Below are 15,848 nucleotides of genomic sequence, written 5' to 3' on the forward strand. Positions count from 1 at the left end.
GATAAGCAATGGCAATCGAAATTAATGTACCAGACATCGGTGCGGATGAGGTTGAAGTTACTGAGATTCTTGTAAGCGTTGGCGACAAGGTTGAAGAAGAGCAGTCTCTAATCACAGTTGAAGGCGATAAAGCTTCTATGGAAGTACCGGCTTCTCAAGCGGGTATCGTTAAAGAGATCAAAATCGCTGTTGGCGATTCGGTTTCTACTGGTTCTCTAATTATGATTTTCGAAGCCGAGGGTGCAGCTCAAGCTGCACCTGCTCCAGCAGTAGAAGCAGCTCCAGTAGCAGCACCTGCGGCAGCAGCGGCAGTAGAATTGAAAGAAGTTCACGTACCAGATATTGGTGGTGATGAAGTAGAAGTAACAGAAATCATGGTAGCGGTTGGTGACTCAATTGAAGAAGAGCAGTCTCTTCTGACAGTTGAAGGTGACAAAGCTTCTATGGAAGTACCAGCTCCATTTGCAGGTACGCTAAAAGAGATCAAAATCGCAGTCGGCGACTCAGTATCAACTGGCTCTCTAGTGATGATCTTTGAAGTTGGCGCGGCAGCGGGCTCAGCACCTGCAGCTCCAGCAGCGGCACCAGTAGCAGCGGCTCCAGCAGCCTCTGCAGCGAAAGACGTGCACGTACCTGATATCGGTGGCGACGAAGTTGAAGTAACTGAAATCATGGTTGCTGTTGGCGATACAGTAGAAGAAGAGCAATCTCTAATTACTGTGGAAGGCGACAAGGCTTCAATGGAAGTTCCTGCACCATTTGCTGGTACGATCAAAGAAATCAAGATTGCAGCGGGCGATAAAGTAACGACTGGCTCGTTAATCATGGTGTTTGAAGTGGCAGGTGCAGCTCCGGCAGCGGCTCCAGTTGCTCAAGCAGCTCCAGCACAAGCGGCAGCAGCGGCTCCAGCACCAAAAGCTGAAGCGTCAGCGGCTCCAGCCGGTGATTTCCAAGAGAACGGTGATTACGCACACGCATCTCCTGTGGTTCGTCGTCTAGCTCGTGAATTTGGCGTAAACCTTGCGAAGGTTAAAGGTACTGGTCGTAAGAGCCGTATCCTTAAAGAAGACGTACAGTCTTACGTTAAAGATGCACTAAAGCGTCTAGAGTCTGGTGCTGCGGCAGCTGGCAAAGGCGATGGCAGCGCGCTTGGTCTACTTCCATGGCCAAAAGTGGACTTCAGCAAGTTTGGTGAGACTGAAGTTAAGCCTCTTTCTAAGATCAAGAAGATTTCAGGCGCTAACCTGCACCGTAACTGGGTAATGATCCCGCACGTTACACAGTGGGATAATGCTGATATCACTGAGCTAGAAGCATTCCGTAAAGAACAAAATGCTATCGAAGCGAAGAACGACACAGGCATGAAGATCACGCCACTTGTGTTCATCATGAAAGCGGTAGCGAAAGCGCTAGAAGCATTCCCTGCATTTAACTCTTCAATTTCTGAAGATGGCGAAAGCATCATTCTGAAGAAATACGTGAACGTAGGTATTGCCGTTGATACGCCAAACGGTCTGGTTGTTCCTGTATTTAAAGACGTGAACAAAAAAGGCATTTACGAGCTTTCTGAAGAGCTAATGGTTGTGTCTAAGAAAGCACGTTCTGGTAAGCTAACTGCGGCTGATATGCAAGGTGGCTGTTTCACTATCTCTAGCCTAGGTGGCATTGGTGGTACTGCATTTACGCCTATCGTAAATGCACCAGAAGTGGGTATCCTTGGTGTATCTAAGTCTGAAATGAAGCCAGTTTGGAACGGTAAAGAATTTGAACCGCGTCTACAACTTCCGCTATCACTATCATACGATCACCGTGTGATTGATGGTGCAGAAGGTGCGCGTTTCATTACTTACCTAAACAGCGCGCTATCAGATATCCGTCGTCTCGTTCTGTAATTTAGACAAGACGAATGAGAGGCGGCATTATTGCCGCCTCAATTAACATTATTACCCAAAAATTGGACTGTTTACCTAGCAAACGCAGGTATATCTACAGTCGAATTGCTGTCTAGCTCACAGGCTAAATTGATTTACTTTTCACATCGTTAACATCTCTGTAAACTATTGACGGTCTGAAAAGCGGTTTAAAACCAAAAATAAAGTTTGAACACATAACATCAATACCCACTTAGCCTGTTAGGGATAATGACTAAAAGAGGTCAAAATGAGCAAAGAAATTAAAGCCCAAGTTGTTGTACTTGGTTCTGGTCCTGCTGGTTACTCTGCTGCATTCCGTTGTGCAGACCTAGGTCTTGAGACTGTATTAGTTGAGCGTTACAGCACTCTTGGTGGTGTATGTCTTAACGTAGGTTGTATCCCATCAAAAGCACTACTGCACGTATCGAAAGTCATCGAAGAAGCGAAAGCGATGGCAGAGCATGGTGTTGTGTTTGGTGAGCCTCAAACTGACATCAGCAAGATCCGCATCTGGAAAGAAAAAGTAGTGACTCAGCTTACTGGCGGTCTCGCTGGTATGGCGAAAATGCGTGACGTTACTGTGGTAAATGGTTTCGGTAAGTTCACTGGTCCTAACTCGATCGAAGTGACAGGTGAAGGCGAAACAACCGTTGTGAACTTTGACAACGCAATCGTAGCGGCAGGTTCTCGTCCAATTAAACTGCCATTTATCCCACATGAAGATCCACGTATTTGGGATTCAACTGACGCACTTGAGCTTAAAGAAGTTCCTGAAAAACTGCTTATCATGGGTGGCGGTATCATCGGTCTAGAGATGGGTACAGTTTACCACTCACTAGGTTCGAAAGTTGATGTGGTTGAAATGTTCGACCAAGTTATCCCAGCAGCGGATAAAGATATCGTTAAAGTATTTACTAAGCGCATTGAGAAGAAATTCAACTTGATGCTAGAAACGAAAGTAACAGCGGTTGAAGCGAAAGAAGATGGTATCTACGTTTCAATGGAAGGCAAGAAAGCGCCAGCAGAAGCTGAGCGTTATGATGCTGTACTCGTTGCTATCGGTCGTGTACCAAACGGTCTATTGCTTGATGCTGAAAAAGCCGGCATTGAAGTGGATGAGCGTGGCTTTATCAACGTAGATAAGCAAATGCGTTCTAACGTTCCACATATCTTTGCAATCGGCGACATCGTTGGTCAACCAATGCTTGCTCACAAAGGTGTGCATGAAGGTCACGTAGCGGCTGAAGTTATCTCTGGTAAGAAGCACTACTTTGACCCTAAAGTGATTCCTTCAATTGCTTACACTGAGCCAGAAGTCGCTTGGGTAGGTAAGACTGAGAAAGAAGCGAAAGCAGAAGGCATTAAATACGAAGTTGCGACATTCCCATGGGCAGCCTCTGGTCGTGCAATCGCTTCTGACTGCGCTGACGGTATGACGAAGCTGATCTTTGATAAAGAGACTCACCGTGTTATCGGTGGTGCTATCGTTGGTACTAACGGTGGTGAGCTACTAGGTGAAATCGGTCTAGCGATCGAGATGGGTTGTGATGCAGAAGATATCGCATTGACTATCCATGCTCACCCAACGCTACACGAGTCTGTTGGTCTAGCTGCTGAAGTATTTGAAGGTTCAATCACTGACCTGCCAAACAAAAAAGCAGTGAAGAAGAAAAAGTAATTTTTCTTAATCGCAGATAATAAAAAACCGCTGTTATACAGCGGTTTTTTTGTTCCTACACTCCGATGTTTATCGGCAGAGCTCTGATTGAATGTGTAAGTTTAGTGCTCTTCGGTTTTGTAGATGCACAGCATGTTCAAATAACTGTTCGCTAATCTGACTAAATCACTGCGATCTTGGTTACGGTTCGCTTGCACAAATAGTGAATAGCAGATGCCATGGAACAGTGTTGCTAGATCGGCAGCATCATGATCATTACAAACCTCACCACGCTCCATTGCCTTAATGAACATGTTCTTCACTAATAGTTGGTTAGTGCGGTTAGTGCTCACAAATAGCGGCCAAACCTCATCACGAGTGGAGGCACTCCACTCAAACCATACTTTTAGCCAGTGGCTATCTTCAGCAATAAGATCCAACATTGCGCCGGTGATATTTTCTAAGTTCTCTTTTGCATGCAGATCAAGGTCAATATTGTCTGACAGAAAGTTAGAGAATTGGCGTACAACGTAGTTCAGTACATCATCAACTAAGTCTTCACGAGTCGGGAAGTAGTTAAAGACCGTGGCGACTGAAACTTGCGCGATTTCAGCGATATCGGCATGACCACCGCGACCGATTCCTCGGCGTGCAAATACCTCAAGAGAGATATCCATCAGTTGCTGTTTACGCTTTTTGGGCGAAAGACGAGTTCGAGGTCTTTTTGCTATTGAGTCCATAATTTTATTCCTTGCCAATAGAGTTGATACCTTCCATGCGCTCGAAAATACTTGGCTATTGTTTTTACCTAGACGGCTCACAGGGTAAGAACAGTACAAGACAAGTGTGGGAGCGATTTCGAGGTTAATTGGGCTTTGCCCTAATAATTATTTTTTTAATTTGATATTGCGTTGATGAGTGTAATGGTGCATATGCGTGTGGTCAATAAATTCAGTATATTTAATAATCACTTTTGTTAGTAACGTGCGAGAGGTCATATTGTTTAACTGGTTAGAATGAAATCTCATTGGTTAAGGTTTTTCCTCTACTGACGGGAATGCTAAACTACGCGCTCAAAAATTTTATTTGTCAGCACCTGAACTACTATTATTTAGACGCTGAAACGACAAACGAGAATGGTATGAAACACATAGTAGAAGTAATGATTTCTGAGCAGGAAGTTCAGGAACGTGTACGTGAACTAGGCAAGCAAATCACCGAACACTATCAAGGTAGTGAAGATTTAGTGATGGTGGGGCTGTTACGTGGCTCATTTGTCTTTATGGCAGATTTAGCGCGTAGTATTGATTTGATTCATCAAGTCGATTTTATGACAGCGTCTAGTTACGGTAATACCATGCAAAGCTCTCGCGATGTACGTATTTTGAAGGATTTGGATGACGACATAAAAGGCAAAGATGTACTACTGGTTGAAGATATTATTGATACGGGTAACACATTGAATAAAGTGCGCGAGATCCTCTCTTTGCGTGAGCCAAAGTCGATTGAAATCTGTACCTTGCTTGATAAGCCATCTCGTCGCGAAGTTGATGTGCCAGTTAAATGGATTGGTTTCGAAATCCCGGATGAGTTTGTTGTCGGTGTGGGTATTGATTACGCGCAGAAGTACCGCCATCTTCCTTACATTGGTCGAGTCGTTCCTCTCGATTAATCTAAAATCAGATGTAAAAACGCCCGCAAATGCGGGCGTTTTAGTTTGTCTTTTTCAGTTTAGCGACACAGCAATTTTTGTTCAGGGTTTAAAATCGTTTCCATTGCCTTTTTGTAAGAGGCATCAACAGAATCTCTTGAACATGAACGCACCCCGAGATACTCCAGTTTACCATCGGCAATGCCATACACCACGCCATGAATTTCAACGTCTTGCCCGCGCTCCCATGCGTTTTGCATAATGGTTGAGTTGCCTAAGTTGTATACCTGTTCGGCAACGTTGATTTCACCAAGTTTGTCTGCGCGATCTTCGACGGGCATGCTATCTAGGTAGGTACGGTGTTTGAAGTAAAGATCACGAATGTGCAGTAACCAGTTGTTAATAAGACCAAGTTGAGGGTTATCAATCGCGGCGTTAACCCCACCACAGCCATAATGCCCACATACAATGATGTGTTTGATTTTAAGTACATCGACGGCGTACTGAACAACAGATAAACAGTTGAGGTCGGTATGAATAACTTGGTTAGCAACATTACGGTGGACAAAAAGTTCACCTGAGTGCAAACCAGTTAAACGCTCGGCAGGAACTCGGCTATCAGAACAACCTATCCACAGGAATCCCGGATTTTGCCCTTCTTCTAGCTTGGTGAAGTACTCAGGCGTTTCAGAGCGAATTGACTCTGACCACTTTGAGTTATTTTTAAATAACTGTTTAATTTCCGGCATGTTTGACACTCGTATCCCTAATATTTCTTGGTGACAATATACACAATGTTACAAATGCAATCTTCCAAAAAATTAGCTTTAGGTGACTCATCTGACGAGTTCAAGTACTGAAATGCTTAGACTTTGCGGCGAAATGGTTTGCCGTTTCGCTTTAAAGTTGCCATTGCGGTTAGTTAACACTTCTAACTGACTCAATACATTTGTTACAGTGAGAAAAACTTTTCGCATATTACAGGGAGCAATATGTTGTTCGGAGAGCGTTTTAAAGACATCAGCCTTAAAGGGGATCTCTTTGGTGGTGTCACTACCGCGATAATATCGTTACCACTAGCGTTAGCATTTGGTGTTGCCTCTGGGGCTGGAGCCGAAGCGGGTCTTTGGGGCGCCATCATGGTCGGTCTATTTGCCGCTCTTTTTGGTGGTTCTTCAACACTTATTTCAGAGCCGACCGGTCCGATGACGGTGATCATGACGGCGGTGTTAACCAGTATGATGGCGAAGTACCCTGAAACGGGTATGGCGATGACTTTTACCGTGGTTATGATGGCGGGGGCTTTTCAGATCTTGCTCGGTACATTAAAACTGGGTAAATACGTCACCTTAATGCCTTACAGTGTGATTTCTGGCTTTATGTCGGGGATTGGCGTCATCTTAATTATCTTACAGATTTCACCATTATTAGGGCATGCCGCCCCCTCTGGTGGTGTAATGGGGACACTCTCTGCGCTTCCTGAGCTCATTGAGAACATTCAGTTTAGTGAACTGCTTCTTGGTGCGCTGACACTGGGTATTTTGTTTTTCTTTCCTAAGCATTATCAAAAATATGTTCCCGCTCAGCTCGTTGCCTTGGTGGCAGTGACGCTATTGTCAGTGATCTTATTTGACACGGATTCGATTCGCCGAATTGGTGAAATCCCAGCAGGCTTACCTTCGTTAGTTATACCGCATATCAATTCAGAAATGTTTACGACTATGGTGATTGATGCTCTAGTGCTAGGCACACTCGGTTGTATTGATACTTTGTTAACGGCGGTTATTGGTGACTCCTTGACTCGAAAAGAGCATGATTCAGACAAAGAACTGCGCGGGCAAGGTTTAGCCAACATGATCTCCGGTTTATTTGGCGCACTGCCAGGGGCGGGCGCGACGATGGGTACGGTAACCAATATTCAAGTTGGAGCTCGTTCACCGCTATCAGGGGTGGTTCGTGCGTTAATGCTGGCTTTGGTGGTATTGGTCGCTGGTGGCTTAACCGAACCAATTCCCATGGCCGTGTTGGCGGGTATTGCCGTTTACGTTGGTTTTAATATCCTCGATTGGAGCTTTATCCAACGTGCGCACAAAGTCAGCGTGCAGGGCATGGCGATTATGTATGGGGTAATGATGTTGACGGTGTTTGTTGACTTGATTGCCGCGGTGGGATTAGGGGTGTTTATTTCCAATATCATTATCATTGAACGTTTAAGCCGAGAGCAAGCACGCCAAGTGAAGGCGATCAGTGATGCGGATGAAGATGATGTGCCGCTTACCGAAAGTGAGCGTGCGCTGTTGGATAAAGCCAATGGCAAAGTGCTGTTTTTCTATCTATCCGGACCGATGATTTTTAGTGTTTCAAAAGCGATTTCTCGCCAGCATTCCAGTATTGCCGATTACGAGGCGATGATTTTGGATTTGACCGATGTGCCAATGATAGACGTCACTGTAGGCTTGGCGTTGGAAAATGCCATTAACGATGCGCTCGATGCCAAGTGCGCCGTTTATCTGCTATGTCCGAATAAACAGATTTGGCAACAATTAGAGAAATTCCACATTTTGGACTTGGTTCCGATCGAGAACACCTACTCTTTCCGCTATGAAGCACTGCGTGCCGCCATTAAGCAGGTGGATGGTGAGGAGTACCAAAACTATTCAATCTAACGGATTGAGAAGATGAAATTGGCGCTGCGGGTGATTAACTCGCGGCGCTTTTTTATAGGTGCGGTTTGGTTTTGTAAAAGATTATATTTCGAAAAAAACCGAAAGGTTTAATTGTAATCATCGTCACTCGACGATAAACTAATTTAAAAGTGAGCAAGTCAGCGACTGTTTAGTGGCAATATAGTAATAAAAAATAACGAGAATTTATGTACGCATTAGAAATTGACCAGTTGCGTAAAACCTACGCAGGTGGCTTTGAGGCTTTGAAAGGAATAAGTCTTAATGTTGAAAAAGGGGACTTTTACGCACTGCTTGGACCAAATGGCGCGGGTAAATCGACCACCATTGGCGTGATATCTTCACTGGTCAATAAAACGTCCGGTAATGTAAAAGTTTTTGGCTTTGATATTGATACGGATCTTGAACTGGCGAAACAAAATCTTGGTTTAGTGCCGCAAGAGTTCAATTTTAACCAGTTTGAAACCGTTGAGCAGATTGTGATGCAGCAAGCGGGCTATTACGGGGTATCTAAAACGTTAGCAAAAGAGCGTGCACAAAAGTATCTAACCAAACTCGATTTGTGGGAGAAGCGCAAAGAGCGCGCTCGCAACTTGTCTGGTGGGATGAAGCGCCGTTTGATGATAGCGCGCGCCTTGATGCATGAGCCTCATTTGCTGATCCTTGATGAACCTACTGCCGGGGTTGATATTGAACTGCGTCGTTCAATGTGGGATTTCTTAAAAGAGATCAACCAACAGCAAGGCATCACCATCATTTTAACCACTCACTATCTAGAAGAAGCGGAAATGTTATGTCGTAATATCGGCATCATTAACCGTGGTGAGCTGATTGAAAATACCTCGATGAAATCACTGCTGTCTAAATTGCATGTGGAAACCTTTATTTTAGATATTGCCGGTGAAGGTGAATTGCCGCCACTAGATGGCGTGGTTTCTCAGCGATTGGTGAATGGTTCACTTGAGATCGAGGTTGAGAAGACTCAAGGGCTGAATCATGTATTTAGCCAATTAACCGAGCAAGGTATTCAAGTCATGTCTATGCGTAATAAAGCTAACCGTTTGGAAGAGCTATTTGTGAGCATTGTTCAACAACAAGCACGAGGTGAAAGTTAATGTACCAACTGTATTGGACCGCTTTTGTTAGCTTATTGACTAAAGAGGTTAATCGCTTCACTCGTATTTGGGTGCAAACTCTGGTACCGCCAGCGATCACCATGACTCTCTATTTTATTATTTTCGGCAGTTTGATTGGCTCGAGAATTGGCGAGATGGGGGGCTTTAGTTATATGGAATATATCGTGCCGGGTTTGATCATGATGTCGGTGATCACCAACTCGTATTCTAATGTGGCTTCTTCCTTTTTTAGTGCCAAATTCCAACGAAATATAGAAGAGCTGCTGGTTGCGCCCGTACCAAACTACGTCATTATCTTAGGCTTTGTAATGGGCGGGGTGGTACGTGGTTTATTGGTTGGTACCATCGTGACTTTCGTTTCGTTACTGTTTGTTGATCTGCAAGTTGAGCATTGGGGGATCATTATTGCCACGGTCTTTATGACGTCGGTCGTTTTCTCTCTTGGGGGCTTAATCAATGCTGTCTATGCCAGAACATTTGATGATATTTCAATTATTCCGACTTTTATTCTGACACCGTTGACGTATCTTGGCGGGGTATTCTATTCCATCAGTCTATTGCCTGAGTTCTGGCAAGGTGTCTCGAAAATCAACCCGATCGTCTATATGGTTAATGCATTCCGTTATGGCTTCTTAGGCGTGTCAGATGTGGGGATTGGTACCTCGTTTGCAGTACTGACAGTGTTTGTTGTCGCGCTGTACAGCATTGCCCATTACCTGGTGACTAAAGGTATAGGTTTACGTTCATAACATGAAAAAGGGTTGGCATGATGCCAACCCTTTTGCTTTCTACTTCGCTATCTCATCTAACATGATATAACCGCGATTTAGTTGCTCTCTTCTGAGCTATCTTCGTTCGTGGCTTCTTCTTTGCTGTCTGCGTTCATATCAACCGTTTGGTTATCGATAAGACGAGCTTTGCCTAAGAAAGCCGACATCAAAATCACCGCTTGGGTCGTGTCAATGCTAACAGGTAGTAGCGTACGAGCATCGCGAATGAAGATCTCATCTGGCTGTAAACCAGCTGCGCGCAACTGATCGCTAGCATCTTCAATGATAGAAGCGTAGTCATCACGCCCACCACGCATCGCACTGCTTATCCAACGCATAGTACGAGCCAACACGGGCGCACGCTGACGTTCATCAATCGTCAATAGACCATTACGTGAGCTCATCGCTAAGCTGTCCATTTCACGAACTGTTGGCACACCAACAATCTCAACATCCATCGCTAAGTCTTCAACCATCTTGCGGATAATCGCGAGTTGTTGAAAATCTTTTTCGCCAAAGCAGGCAACGTCAGGTTGAACAATATTGAACAGCTTAGTGACGATGGTCGACACACCACGGAAGTGCCCTGGACGAGAAGCGCCCTCAAGCATGTTTGAAAGACCGGGTACCTCAACACAACTTTGCTTATCTAATCCTTCAGGGTAGATAGTTTCAGGTGTTGGCGTAAACACCAATTCTACGCCTTCGCCATTTAGCTTGTTCAAATCATCTTCTAGCGTACGAGGGTAGTTGTTGAGGTCGTCGGCACGTTCAAACTGCATTGGGTTTACAAAGATGCTTACCACAACGACATCAGCGTGTTCACGAGCTTTGCGTACCAGTGTTAGGTGACCTTCATGTAGGTTACCCATGGTTGGGACGAAAGCGATTTTACGACCTTCACGCTTATACTGTTTGATCTGCTCGCGAAGAGCTGAAATATCAGCAAATGTCTGCATTATTTACCCCTTTAGGCAATCGTATGAGCTTCGTCAGGGAAAGCGCCAGTTTCCACATCTTGAATGTATTTTGTTACTGCACTGCGCATATCGCCAGTTTCTGCAAGGAAGTTTTTCGAGAATTTTGGCATGTAATTCGCCGCAATACCGAACATATCGTGCATTACTAGGATTTGGCCATCAGTGACATTACCGGTACCGATACCAATCACAGGCACATCCAGTACTTCAGTAATACGCGCGGCTAGCTCTTGCGGTACACATTCAAGTAAGACAATTTGTGCCCCCGCTTCTTGTAGAGCCAAAGCGTCACGAACCATGCGATCAGCTTTATCTTGTTCACGACCTTGAACTTTAAAACCACCAAAAATATTGACTGATTGCGGAGTTAAGCCTAAGTGTGCACAAACAGGTACAGCGCGTTCAGTCAACATCTTTACAGTATCGACTAACCAGTCGCCACCTTCAATTTTGACTATGTTCGCACCCGCTCGCATCAGCGTACCAGCGTTCTCACAGGCTTGCTCTGGCGTCGCATAACTCATAAATGGCATATCAGCCATTAATAGGCAATTTGGGCTACCAGCGCGCACACAGCGCGTATGGTAAGCAATCTCGTCAACAGTGACAGGTAAAGTACTTGATTCGCCTTGTAATACCATGCCTAGTGAGTCACCCACCAAAAGAACAGGCATTTCTTGTTGCTCAAATAGTTGAGCAAAGCTTGCGTCATACGCAGTAGAAGAGGCAAATTTGCGACCTTCGTGTTTCCACTTCATTAGGTCGTTGATGGTAATTTTTTTCATTTTAGTTCCTTACTAGGATCTGGCTACGACTGCCAAACACTGAGTCCATTGCGATCAACTTGTTTAAGCAACTGCAATAGCTCTGTCCCATCCGGGAGCGTTAAAAGTGGTGCGATTTCCGAAAGCGGGTAGAGAACAAACTCTCTATCACGCATCCCATAATGTGGGACGATTAATCGTTCGGAATCGATAACTTCATTGCCGTAAAGTAGGATATCTAAATCTAAGGTTCTTGGGCCCCAGCGTTCTTCTTTACGCACGCGCCCCTGTTCTAACTCAATTGCTTGAGTGCAATCGAGTAATTCGAGAGGCGTCAATTCGGTTTGAATCGCCACGACAGCATTAATGTAGTCAGGCTGATTCTGAGGCCCCATTGGTGTACTGCTGTACAGCTTTGAAGCCTGAATAAATTCTGATTTTGGTAGCTGCTTAAGCGCATCAATGGCCACGTTCGCTTGTGCTACCGGATCGGCGAGATTACTGCCGACAGCGATGTAGACAGTAATCATGATTCGCTTTTGTTCTTACGGAAACTGCGCTTGTTTCTGTTGTTGCTCTTACGACGACGGGTGTTTGGTTTTGATGCTGTTGCATCATCGAGATCCGCCACCATTGCTTGGCGCATGTTACGCCCCGCATTTTGGAACGTATTCCACCATTTCGCCAGTAGTGCGGTTTCACCACCTTCAATTTCGCCACGCATTTCGAGGAAGTCGTATCCCGCACGGAATTTATTCAGTTCCATTAAGCGGAATGCACGCTTGCCATTACGGCGAGGTAGGCGCATTTGCAACTGCCAAATCTCACGGATAGTCGCAGTGTGACGACGTGGGATAGCAATACTGCGGACTTGATCATCCAGAATGTCGTTACTTGCTTCCATTACCGCGTCGTAGTGGCATAGGTTGCGCGATTCCATCAATTCATCGGCTTTGGCTTGTAGCGGGTACCACAACATCGCCGCAAACATAAATGCAGGGTTGATTCGCTTCCCTTCATCGACGCGGATGTCGGTTGAGTCCAGCACTAAATCCAGCATTTGCTCAGCTTTTGAGTCATAACTGTCGGTGAAAAATTCAGATACCGAAGGGAAAAGTTGTTGGAATAGGTTGTATTCACGCATCAGGTGGTAAGTTTCTAAACCGTGACCTGTTTGCAGCATTTTCAACGACTCTTCGTACAGTCGTGCGGCAGGAATTTCTTTCAATAAATGAGAAAGGTCTTCGATAGGCGCAGCCGTGTCTTCCTCGATGTCAAAGTCGAGTTTCACCGCAAAACGGATCGCACGCAGCATACGTACTGGATCTTCGCGGTAACGTGTGTCTGGGTCGCCAATTAGGCGGATCAGCTTATCTTCGAGATCTTCAACGCCACCCGCGTAGTCGTGAATCGCATAATTGGCGATGTTGTAATACATCGCATTAATGGTGAAGTCACGACGTTCGGCATCTTCATCGATGGTGCCGTAAACGTTATCACGTAGCAGCATGCCTTCTTTCGATTGCATGGCGACATTTTTACTTGGCTCTTGATGGTGACCACGGAAAGTGGCAACTTCAATAATGTCGCGGCCAAACATAATGTGAGCTAAGCGAAAACGGCGACCGATTAGGCGGCAGTTTTTAAATAGCTGACGAATTTGTTCCGGAGTTGCGTTCGTCGCAATGTCAAAATCTTTTGGGGTTTGGCCAAGCAATAAGTCGCGTACACCGCCTCCTACAAGATAAGCATCAAAGCCTGCACCGTTAAGTCGGTATAGCACCTTCAGTGCATTATCACTGATTTGCTTACGCGAAATATTGTGCTCTTCACGAGTGAGTATGTTTAGAGCGAGCTCAGGACAGCTGATTGGCTCGCTTGGTGTATAGTCGTTTCTATTCATGTGCTTTTGGCAAAATGCGGTCGTTAAACCGGCTATGCTTCCATCTGAATTCTGAGGCCTTAGGGCGAATTTGCGGCTAATAATAGCTTACCAAGGACGATTTGAGAATCTTGGTGTGATCTCTGTTGTGTTTGGCAGTTGGTTAATCTGCCAATTTTTAACTCCCCAAGCAATGATTTCTGCTATGGAAGCGCTTGCAATATCTTGCTCAAACTTAAAGCCTAAAAAGTGCATGGCTTCTAACAGTGCTGGCTTAGGGTTGAGATTATCAATTGCAGGAGCATGGTTTTGCTTTGACAACTTTTGCCCATTCTCACCCATCGCAAGCGGTAGGTGCAAGTAGCTAATCGTTTGTTTACCCAACATTTTGTATAAGCTTATTTGGCGACCTGTTGGTTCTATTAAATCGGCTCCACGAACAATTTCTGTGACGCCTTGGTCAATATCGTCCAATACTACGGCAAGATTGTAAGCAAATAAGCCATCACGACGTTTGATAATAAAATCTTCATCTGCCAGTGCTTTTGGAATGCTCAATAACCCATGCTTTTGATCGACAAATTCATATACGGGTTCCGTCATACGAAGACGTGTTGCCATTAAATTTTCGCCAGTCAGCTTTTTATCACGGCAAGTGCCAAGGTAATAGCCACCATGTTGCTTAATTTCTTTACGTGTACATTGGCAAAAATAGGCCTGACCTGAAGCAATCCAAGCATCTATCTGCTGTTGGTAGAGGTGGTGGCGCTGGCTTTGATAGACCACTTCACCATCCCACTCCAGTTGATAGGCTTCTAAAGTGCGCAGAATAAGATCGGCAGCGCCGGGCATTTCTCTTGGCGGGTCGAGATCTTCGATACGGACGAGCCAAGTGCCTTGGTTGGACTTTGCTTGAAAATAACTGCCAAGAGCGGCCACAAGCGAACCAAAATGAAGAGGACCTGAAGGTGAGGGAGCAAAGCGACCAATATATGATGTCATAGCTGCACCAAATAAATAGCGGTTAGAACTAAGGAAACCAAAAAGGGAGCGTATAGGCTCCCTTTTAAATCGTCATTTGCAAAGAATTAACCTTGCATCTGTCTCTCTTTCATTTCGGCAAGAGTTTTACAGTCGATACAAAGATCAGCTGTAGGACGAGCCTCTAGACGGCGAATACCGATTTCAACACCACAAGATTCGCAGAAGCCGAAATCGTCATCTTCTAGCTTGTTCAGTGTCTTTTCAATTTTCTTGATCAAACGACGCTCACGATCACGGTTGCGCAGTTCTAGGCTGAATTCTTCTTCCTGAGAAGCGCGGTCAACTGGATCAGGGAAGTTTGCCGCTTCATCTTGCATATGGTGCACAGTACGCTCAACTTCTTCTCTGAGCTGGTTGCGCCAAGCTTGTAAGATCTTTCTAAAGTGATCCACTTGCACAGGTGACATGTATTCTTCACCTGGCTTCTCTTGATACGGTTCAACACCTGCAATGGCTAGGATGCCTAGCGCTTTTTTCTTCGATTCTGGCATGCAGTATCTCCTACTAACACCTAGTCAACTGCTAGAGCAGCTAATTTAAGGCGGGTATCTATAGCAAAAAGAACTTTAGGAGGCAAATACTGTTGAGTAAAGTTAACGCCTATGTGAAGACTGCATCATTTTTTAGCTGCGATAACTGAAATCGACAGCCTTTGCGAGCTTAATCTCACGCTGGGAAATCTGAGCTCTGTAGCACAGGATTTCCACTCCTTGTTCTATCGCAATTTTAAGTAATTGTGAATATTCGGCGTCTATATGGTGTGCCGGAGAGACTTTTTCAATACCTGAATGCAAAACAATGAATAAAAGTACTGAGCGGTGCCCATTTTTGACCATTTCTGCCAGTTCACGCAGATGTTTTTGACCTCTTGTGGTCACGGCATCTGGAAAATAACCTTGCCCCTGCTTGTCTTGATCTAATAGTGTCACGCTTTTTACTTCAATATAACAGGCGGCTTTATTTGGATCATTGAGCAACACATCAATGCGGCTATTCTCATTGCCGTATTTTACTTCAGTGCGCAGCTCTTGGTAGCCCAATAACTCTTGGATAATACCTTGCTCAATCCCTTCTACCGCCAACTGGTTGGCACGAGCGGTATTAATACAGATTTGATGGCCCGCTTTTGTCTCACTCAACTCCCAGCTATTCGGGTATTTTCGTTTGGGATTATCCGACGTTGAAAACCAAACGGTATTGCCGGGCTCGGCGCAGCCAGTCATTGCCCCTGTGTTGGCACAATGGATGGTACGCTCGCTGCCATCAGCAAGTGTAATGTCGGCAAGAAAGCGCTTATAGCGTTTAATTAAGGTAGCTGATTGTAGGCAAGGTTCAAACTTCATTTAGGACTAAGACTGGTTTTATGT

Annotated in this window: 15 protein-coding genes; 6 read left to right on the forward strand and 9 right to left on the reverse strand. The window is 45.1% G+C overall.

Features of this window, described 5'->3' with window-relative positions; translation table 11 throughout:
* Positions 1 to 8 precede the first annotated feature (8 nt).
* Together aceF and lpdA are read left to right on the forward strand one after the other, a co-directional pair.
* Positions 9 to 1,892 carry a pyruvate dehydrogenase complex dihydrolipoyllysine-residue acetyltransferase gene (gene aceF / locus H2O73_RS07420; RefSeq protein ID WP_182108158.1) on the forward strand — a complete coding sequence of 628 codons (1,884 nt, stop codon included), beginning with the start codon at positions 9 to 11 and terminating at the stop codon, positions 1,890 to 1,892.
* A gap of 268 nt (positions 1,893 to 2,160) precedes the next feature.
* Positions 2,161 to 3,591 carry a dihydrolipoyl dehydrogenase gene (gene lpdA / locus H2O73_RS07425; protein ID WP_182108160.1) on the forward strand — a complete coding sequence of 477 codons (1,431 nt, stop codon included), beginning with the start codon at positions 2,161 to 2,163 and terminating at the stop codon, positions 3,589 to 3,591.
* 101 nt (positions 3,592 to 3,692) lie between these two features.
* Here the strand turns inward: lpdA and H2O73_RS07430 are convergent, their stop codons facing one another.
* A complete protein-coding gene (locus H2O73_RS07430) occupies positions 3,693 to 4,310 on the reverse strand; it encodes a LuxR/HapR/OpaR family quorum-sensing transcriptional regulator (RefSeq protein WP_182108162.1) in 618 nt (205 codons plus the stop codon).
* A 401-nt stretch (positions 4,311 to 4,711) separates the two neighbouring features.
* On the opposite strand from H2O73_RS07430, the gene hpt reads away from it, so the two are divergent.
* On the forward strand, positions 4,712 to 5,242 hold the full coding sequence (gene hpt / locus H2O73_RS07435; protein WP_182108164.1) for a hypoxanthine phosphoribosyltransferase: 531 nt from the start codon (positions 4,712 to 4,714) through the stop codon (positions 5,240 to 5,242).
* A 59-nt stretch (positions 5,243 to 5,301) separates the two neighbouring features.
* On the opposite strand, the gene can is transcribed toward hpt, so the two are convergent.
* Positions 5,302 to 5,970 (reverse strand): carbonate dehydratase, encoded by a 669-nt coding sequence (gene can / locus H2O73_RS07440; RefSeq protein WP_182108166.1) that lies wholly within the window; start codon positions 5,968 to 5,970, stop codon positions 5,302 to 5,304.
* Between the two features lie 246 nt (positions 5,971 to 6,216).
* Between can and H2O73_RS07445 the strand changes: the two genes are divergently transcribed.
* From H2O73_RS07445 to H2O73_RS07455, 3 genes are all read left to right on the forward strand, one after another.
* Complete coding sequence (locus H2O73_RS07445; protein WP_182108392.1) at positions 6,217 to 7,887, forward strand: SulP family inorganic anion transporter; 1,671 nt, start codon at positions 6,217 to 6,219, stop codon at positions 7,885 to 7,887.
* Positions 7,888 to 8,093: 206 nt separating this feature from the next.
* Positions 8,094 to 9,020: an ABC transporter ATP-binding protein gene (locus tag H2O73_RS07450; RefSeq protein ID WP_182108168.1), complete on the forward strand. Its 927-nt coding sequence runs from the start codon at positions 8,094 to 8,096 to the stop codon at positions 9,018 to 9,020.
* Entirely contained in the window at positions 9,020 to 9,790 is a 771-nt protein-coding gene (locus tag H2O73_RS07455; RefSeq protein ID WP_182108170.1) for an ABC transporter permease, read from the forward strand. The genes H2O73_RS07450 and H2O73_RS07455 overlap by 1 nt, the downstream gene beginning before the upstream one ends.
* Before the next feature lie 77 nt (positions 9,791 to 9,867).
* Here the strand turns inward: H2O73_RS07455 and panC are convergent, their stop codons facing one another.
* The 7 genes from panC to sfsA all read right to left on the reverse strand — a co-directional run bounded on the left by panC (position 9,868) and on the right by sfsA (position 15,824).
* A complete protein-coding gene (gene panC / locus H2O73_RS07460) occupies positions 9,868 to 10,770 on the reverse strand; it encodes a pantoate--beta-alanine ligase (RefSeq protein ID WP_182108172.1) in 903 nt (300 codons plus the stop codon).
* A gap of 11 nt (positions 10,771 to 10,781) precedes the next feature.
* Positions 10,782 to 11,576 carry a 3-methyl-2-oxobutanoate hydroxymethyltransferase gene (gene panB / locus H2O73_RS07465; protein ID WP_182108174.1) on the reverse strand — a complete coding sequence of 265 codons (795 nt, stop codon included), beginning with the start codon at positions 11,574 to 11,576 and terminating at the stop codon, positions 10,782 to 10,784.
* Between the two features lie 23 nt (positions 11,577 to 11,599).
* Positions 11,600 to 12,085: a 2-amino-4-hydroxy-6-hydroxymethyldihydropteridine diphosphokinase gene (gene folK / locus H2O73_RS07470; RefSeq protein ID WP_182108176.1), complete on the reverse strand. Its 486-nt coding sequence runs from the start codon at positions 12,083 to 12,085 to the stop codon at positions 11,600 to 11,602.
* Positions 12,082 to 13,458 (reverse strand): polynucleotide adenylyltransferase PcnB, encoded by a 1,377-nt coding sequence (pcnB, locus tag H2O73_RS07475; protein WP_182108178.1) that lies wholly within the window; start codon positions 13,456 to 13,458, stop codon positions 12,082 to 12,084. Before pcnB ends, folK begins: the two co-directional genes overlap by 4 nt.
* An 87-nt stretch (positions 13,459 to 13,545) precedes the next feature.
* Entirely contained in the window at positions 13,546 to 14,439 is an 894-nt protein-coding gene (gluQRS, locus tag H2O73_RS07480) for a tRNA glutamyl-Q(34) synthetase GluQRS (protein WP_182108180.1), read from the reverse strand.
* 86 nt (positions 14,440 to 14,525) lie between these two features.
* Positions 14,526 to 14,972 carry an RNA polymerase-binding protein DksA gene (dksA, locus tag H2O73_RS07485; protein WP_182108182.1) on the reverse strand — a complete coding sequence of 149 codons (447 nt, stop codon included), beginning with the start codon at positions 14,970 to 14,972 and terminating at the stop codon, positions 14,526 to 14,528.
* 132 nt (positions 14,973 to 15,104) lie between these two features.
* The gene (gene sfsA / locus H2O73_RS07490; protein ID WP_182108184.1) at positions 15,105 to 15,824 is read right to left on the reverse strand and encodes a DNA/RNA nuclease SfsA; all 720 of its coding nucleotides are present in this window, start codon (positions 15,822 to 15,824) and stop codon (positions 15,105 to 15,107) included.
* Between the last annotated feature and the right edge of the window lie 24 nt (positions 15,825 to 15,848).

It is taken from the genome of Vibrio marinisediminis (assembly GCF_014050145.1).
Classification (GTDB): domain Bacteria; phylum Pseudomonadota; class Gammaproteobacteria; order Enterobacterales; family Vibrionaceae; genus Vibrio; species Vibrio marinisediminis.

Excerpts from the sequence above, each read along its gene's own strand:
- gluQRS (WP_182108180.1), bottom strand. The coding sequence starts at position 14,439 with ATGACATCATATATTGGTCGCTTTGCTCCCTCACCTTCAGGTCCTCTT.
- panC (WP_182108172.1), bottom strand. The coding sequence starts at position 10,770 with ATGCAGACATTTGCTGATATTTCAGCTCTTCGCGAGCAGATCAAACAG.
- lpdA (WP_182108160.1), top strand. The coding sequence starts at position 2,161 with ATGAGCAAAGAAATTAAAGCCCAAGTTGTTGTACTTGGTTCTGGTCCT.
- aceF (WP_182108158.1), top strand. The coding sequence starts at position 9 with ATGGCAATCGAAATTAATGTACCAGACATCGGTGCGGATGAGGTTGAA.
- folK (WP_182108176.1), bottom strand. The coding sequence starts at position 12,085 with ATGATTACTGTCTACATCGCTGTCGGCAGTAATCTCGCCGATCCGGTA.
- H2O73_RS07455 (WP_182108170.1), top strand. The coding sequence starts at position 9,020 with ATGTACCAACTGTATTGGACCGCTTTTGTTAGCTTATTGACTAAAGAG.
- hpt (WP_182108164.1), top strand. The coding sequence starts at position 4,712 with ATGAAACACATAGTAGAAGTAATGATTTCTGAGCAGGAAGTTCAGGAA.
- dksA (WP_182108182.1), bottom strand. The coding sequence starts at position 14,972 with ATGCCAGAATCGAAGAAAAAAGCGCTAGGCATCCTAGCCATTGCAGGT.
- can (WP_182108166.1), bottom strand. The coding sequence starts at position 5,970 with ATGCCGGAAATTAAACAGTTATTTAAAAATAACTCAAAGTGGTCAGAG.
- sfsA (WP_182108184.1), bottom strand. The coding sequence starts at position 15,824 with ATGAAGTTTGAACCTTGCCTACAATCAGCTACCTTAATTAAACGCTAT.
- H2O73_RS07430 (WP_182108162.1), bottom strand. The coding sequence starts at position 4,310 with ATGGACTCAATAGCAAAAAGACCTCGAACTCGTCTTTCGCCCAAAAAG.
- panB (WP_182108174.1), bottom strand. The coding sequence starts at position 11,576 with ATGAAAAAAATTACCATCAACGACCTAATGAAGTGGAAACACGAAGGT.
- H2O73_RS07450 (WP_182108168.1), top strand. The coding sequence starts at position 8,094 with ATGTACGCATTAGAAATTGACCAGTTGCGTAAAACCTACGCAGGTGGC.
- pcnB (WP_182108178.1), bottom strand. The coding sequence starts at position 13,458 with ATGAATAGAAACGACTATACACCAAGCGAGCCAATCAGCTGTCCTGAG.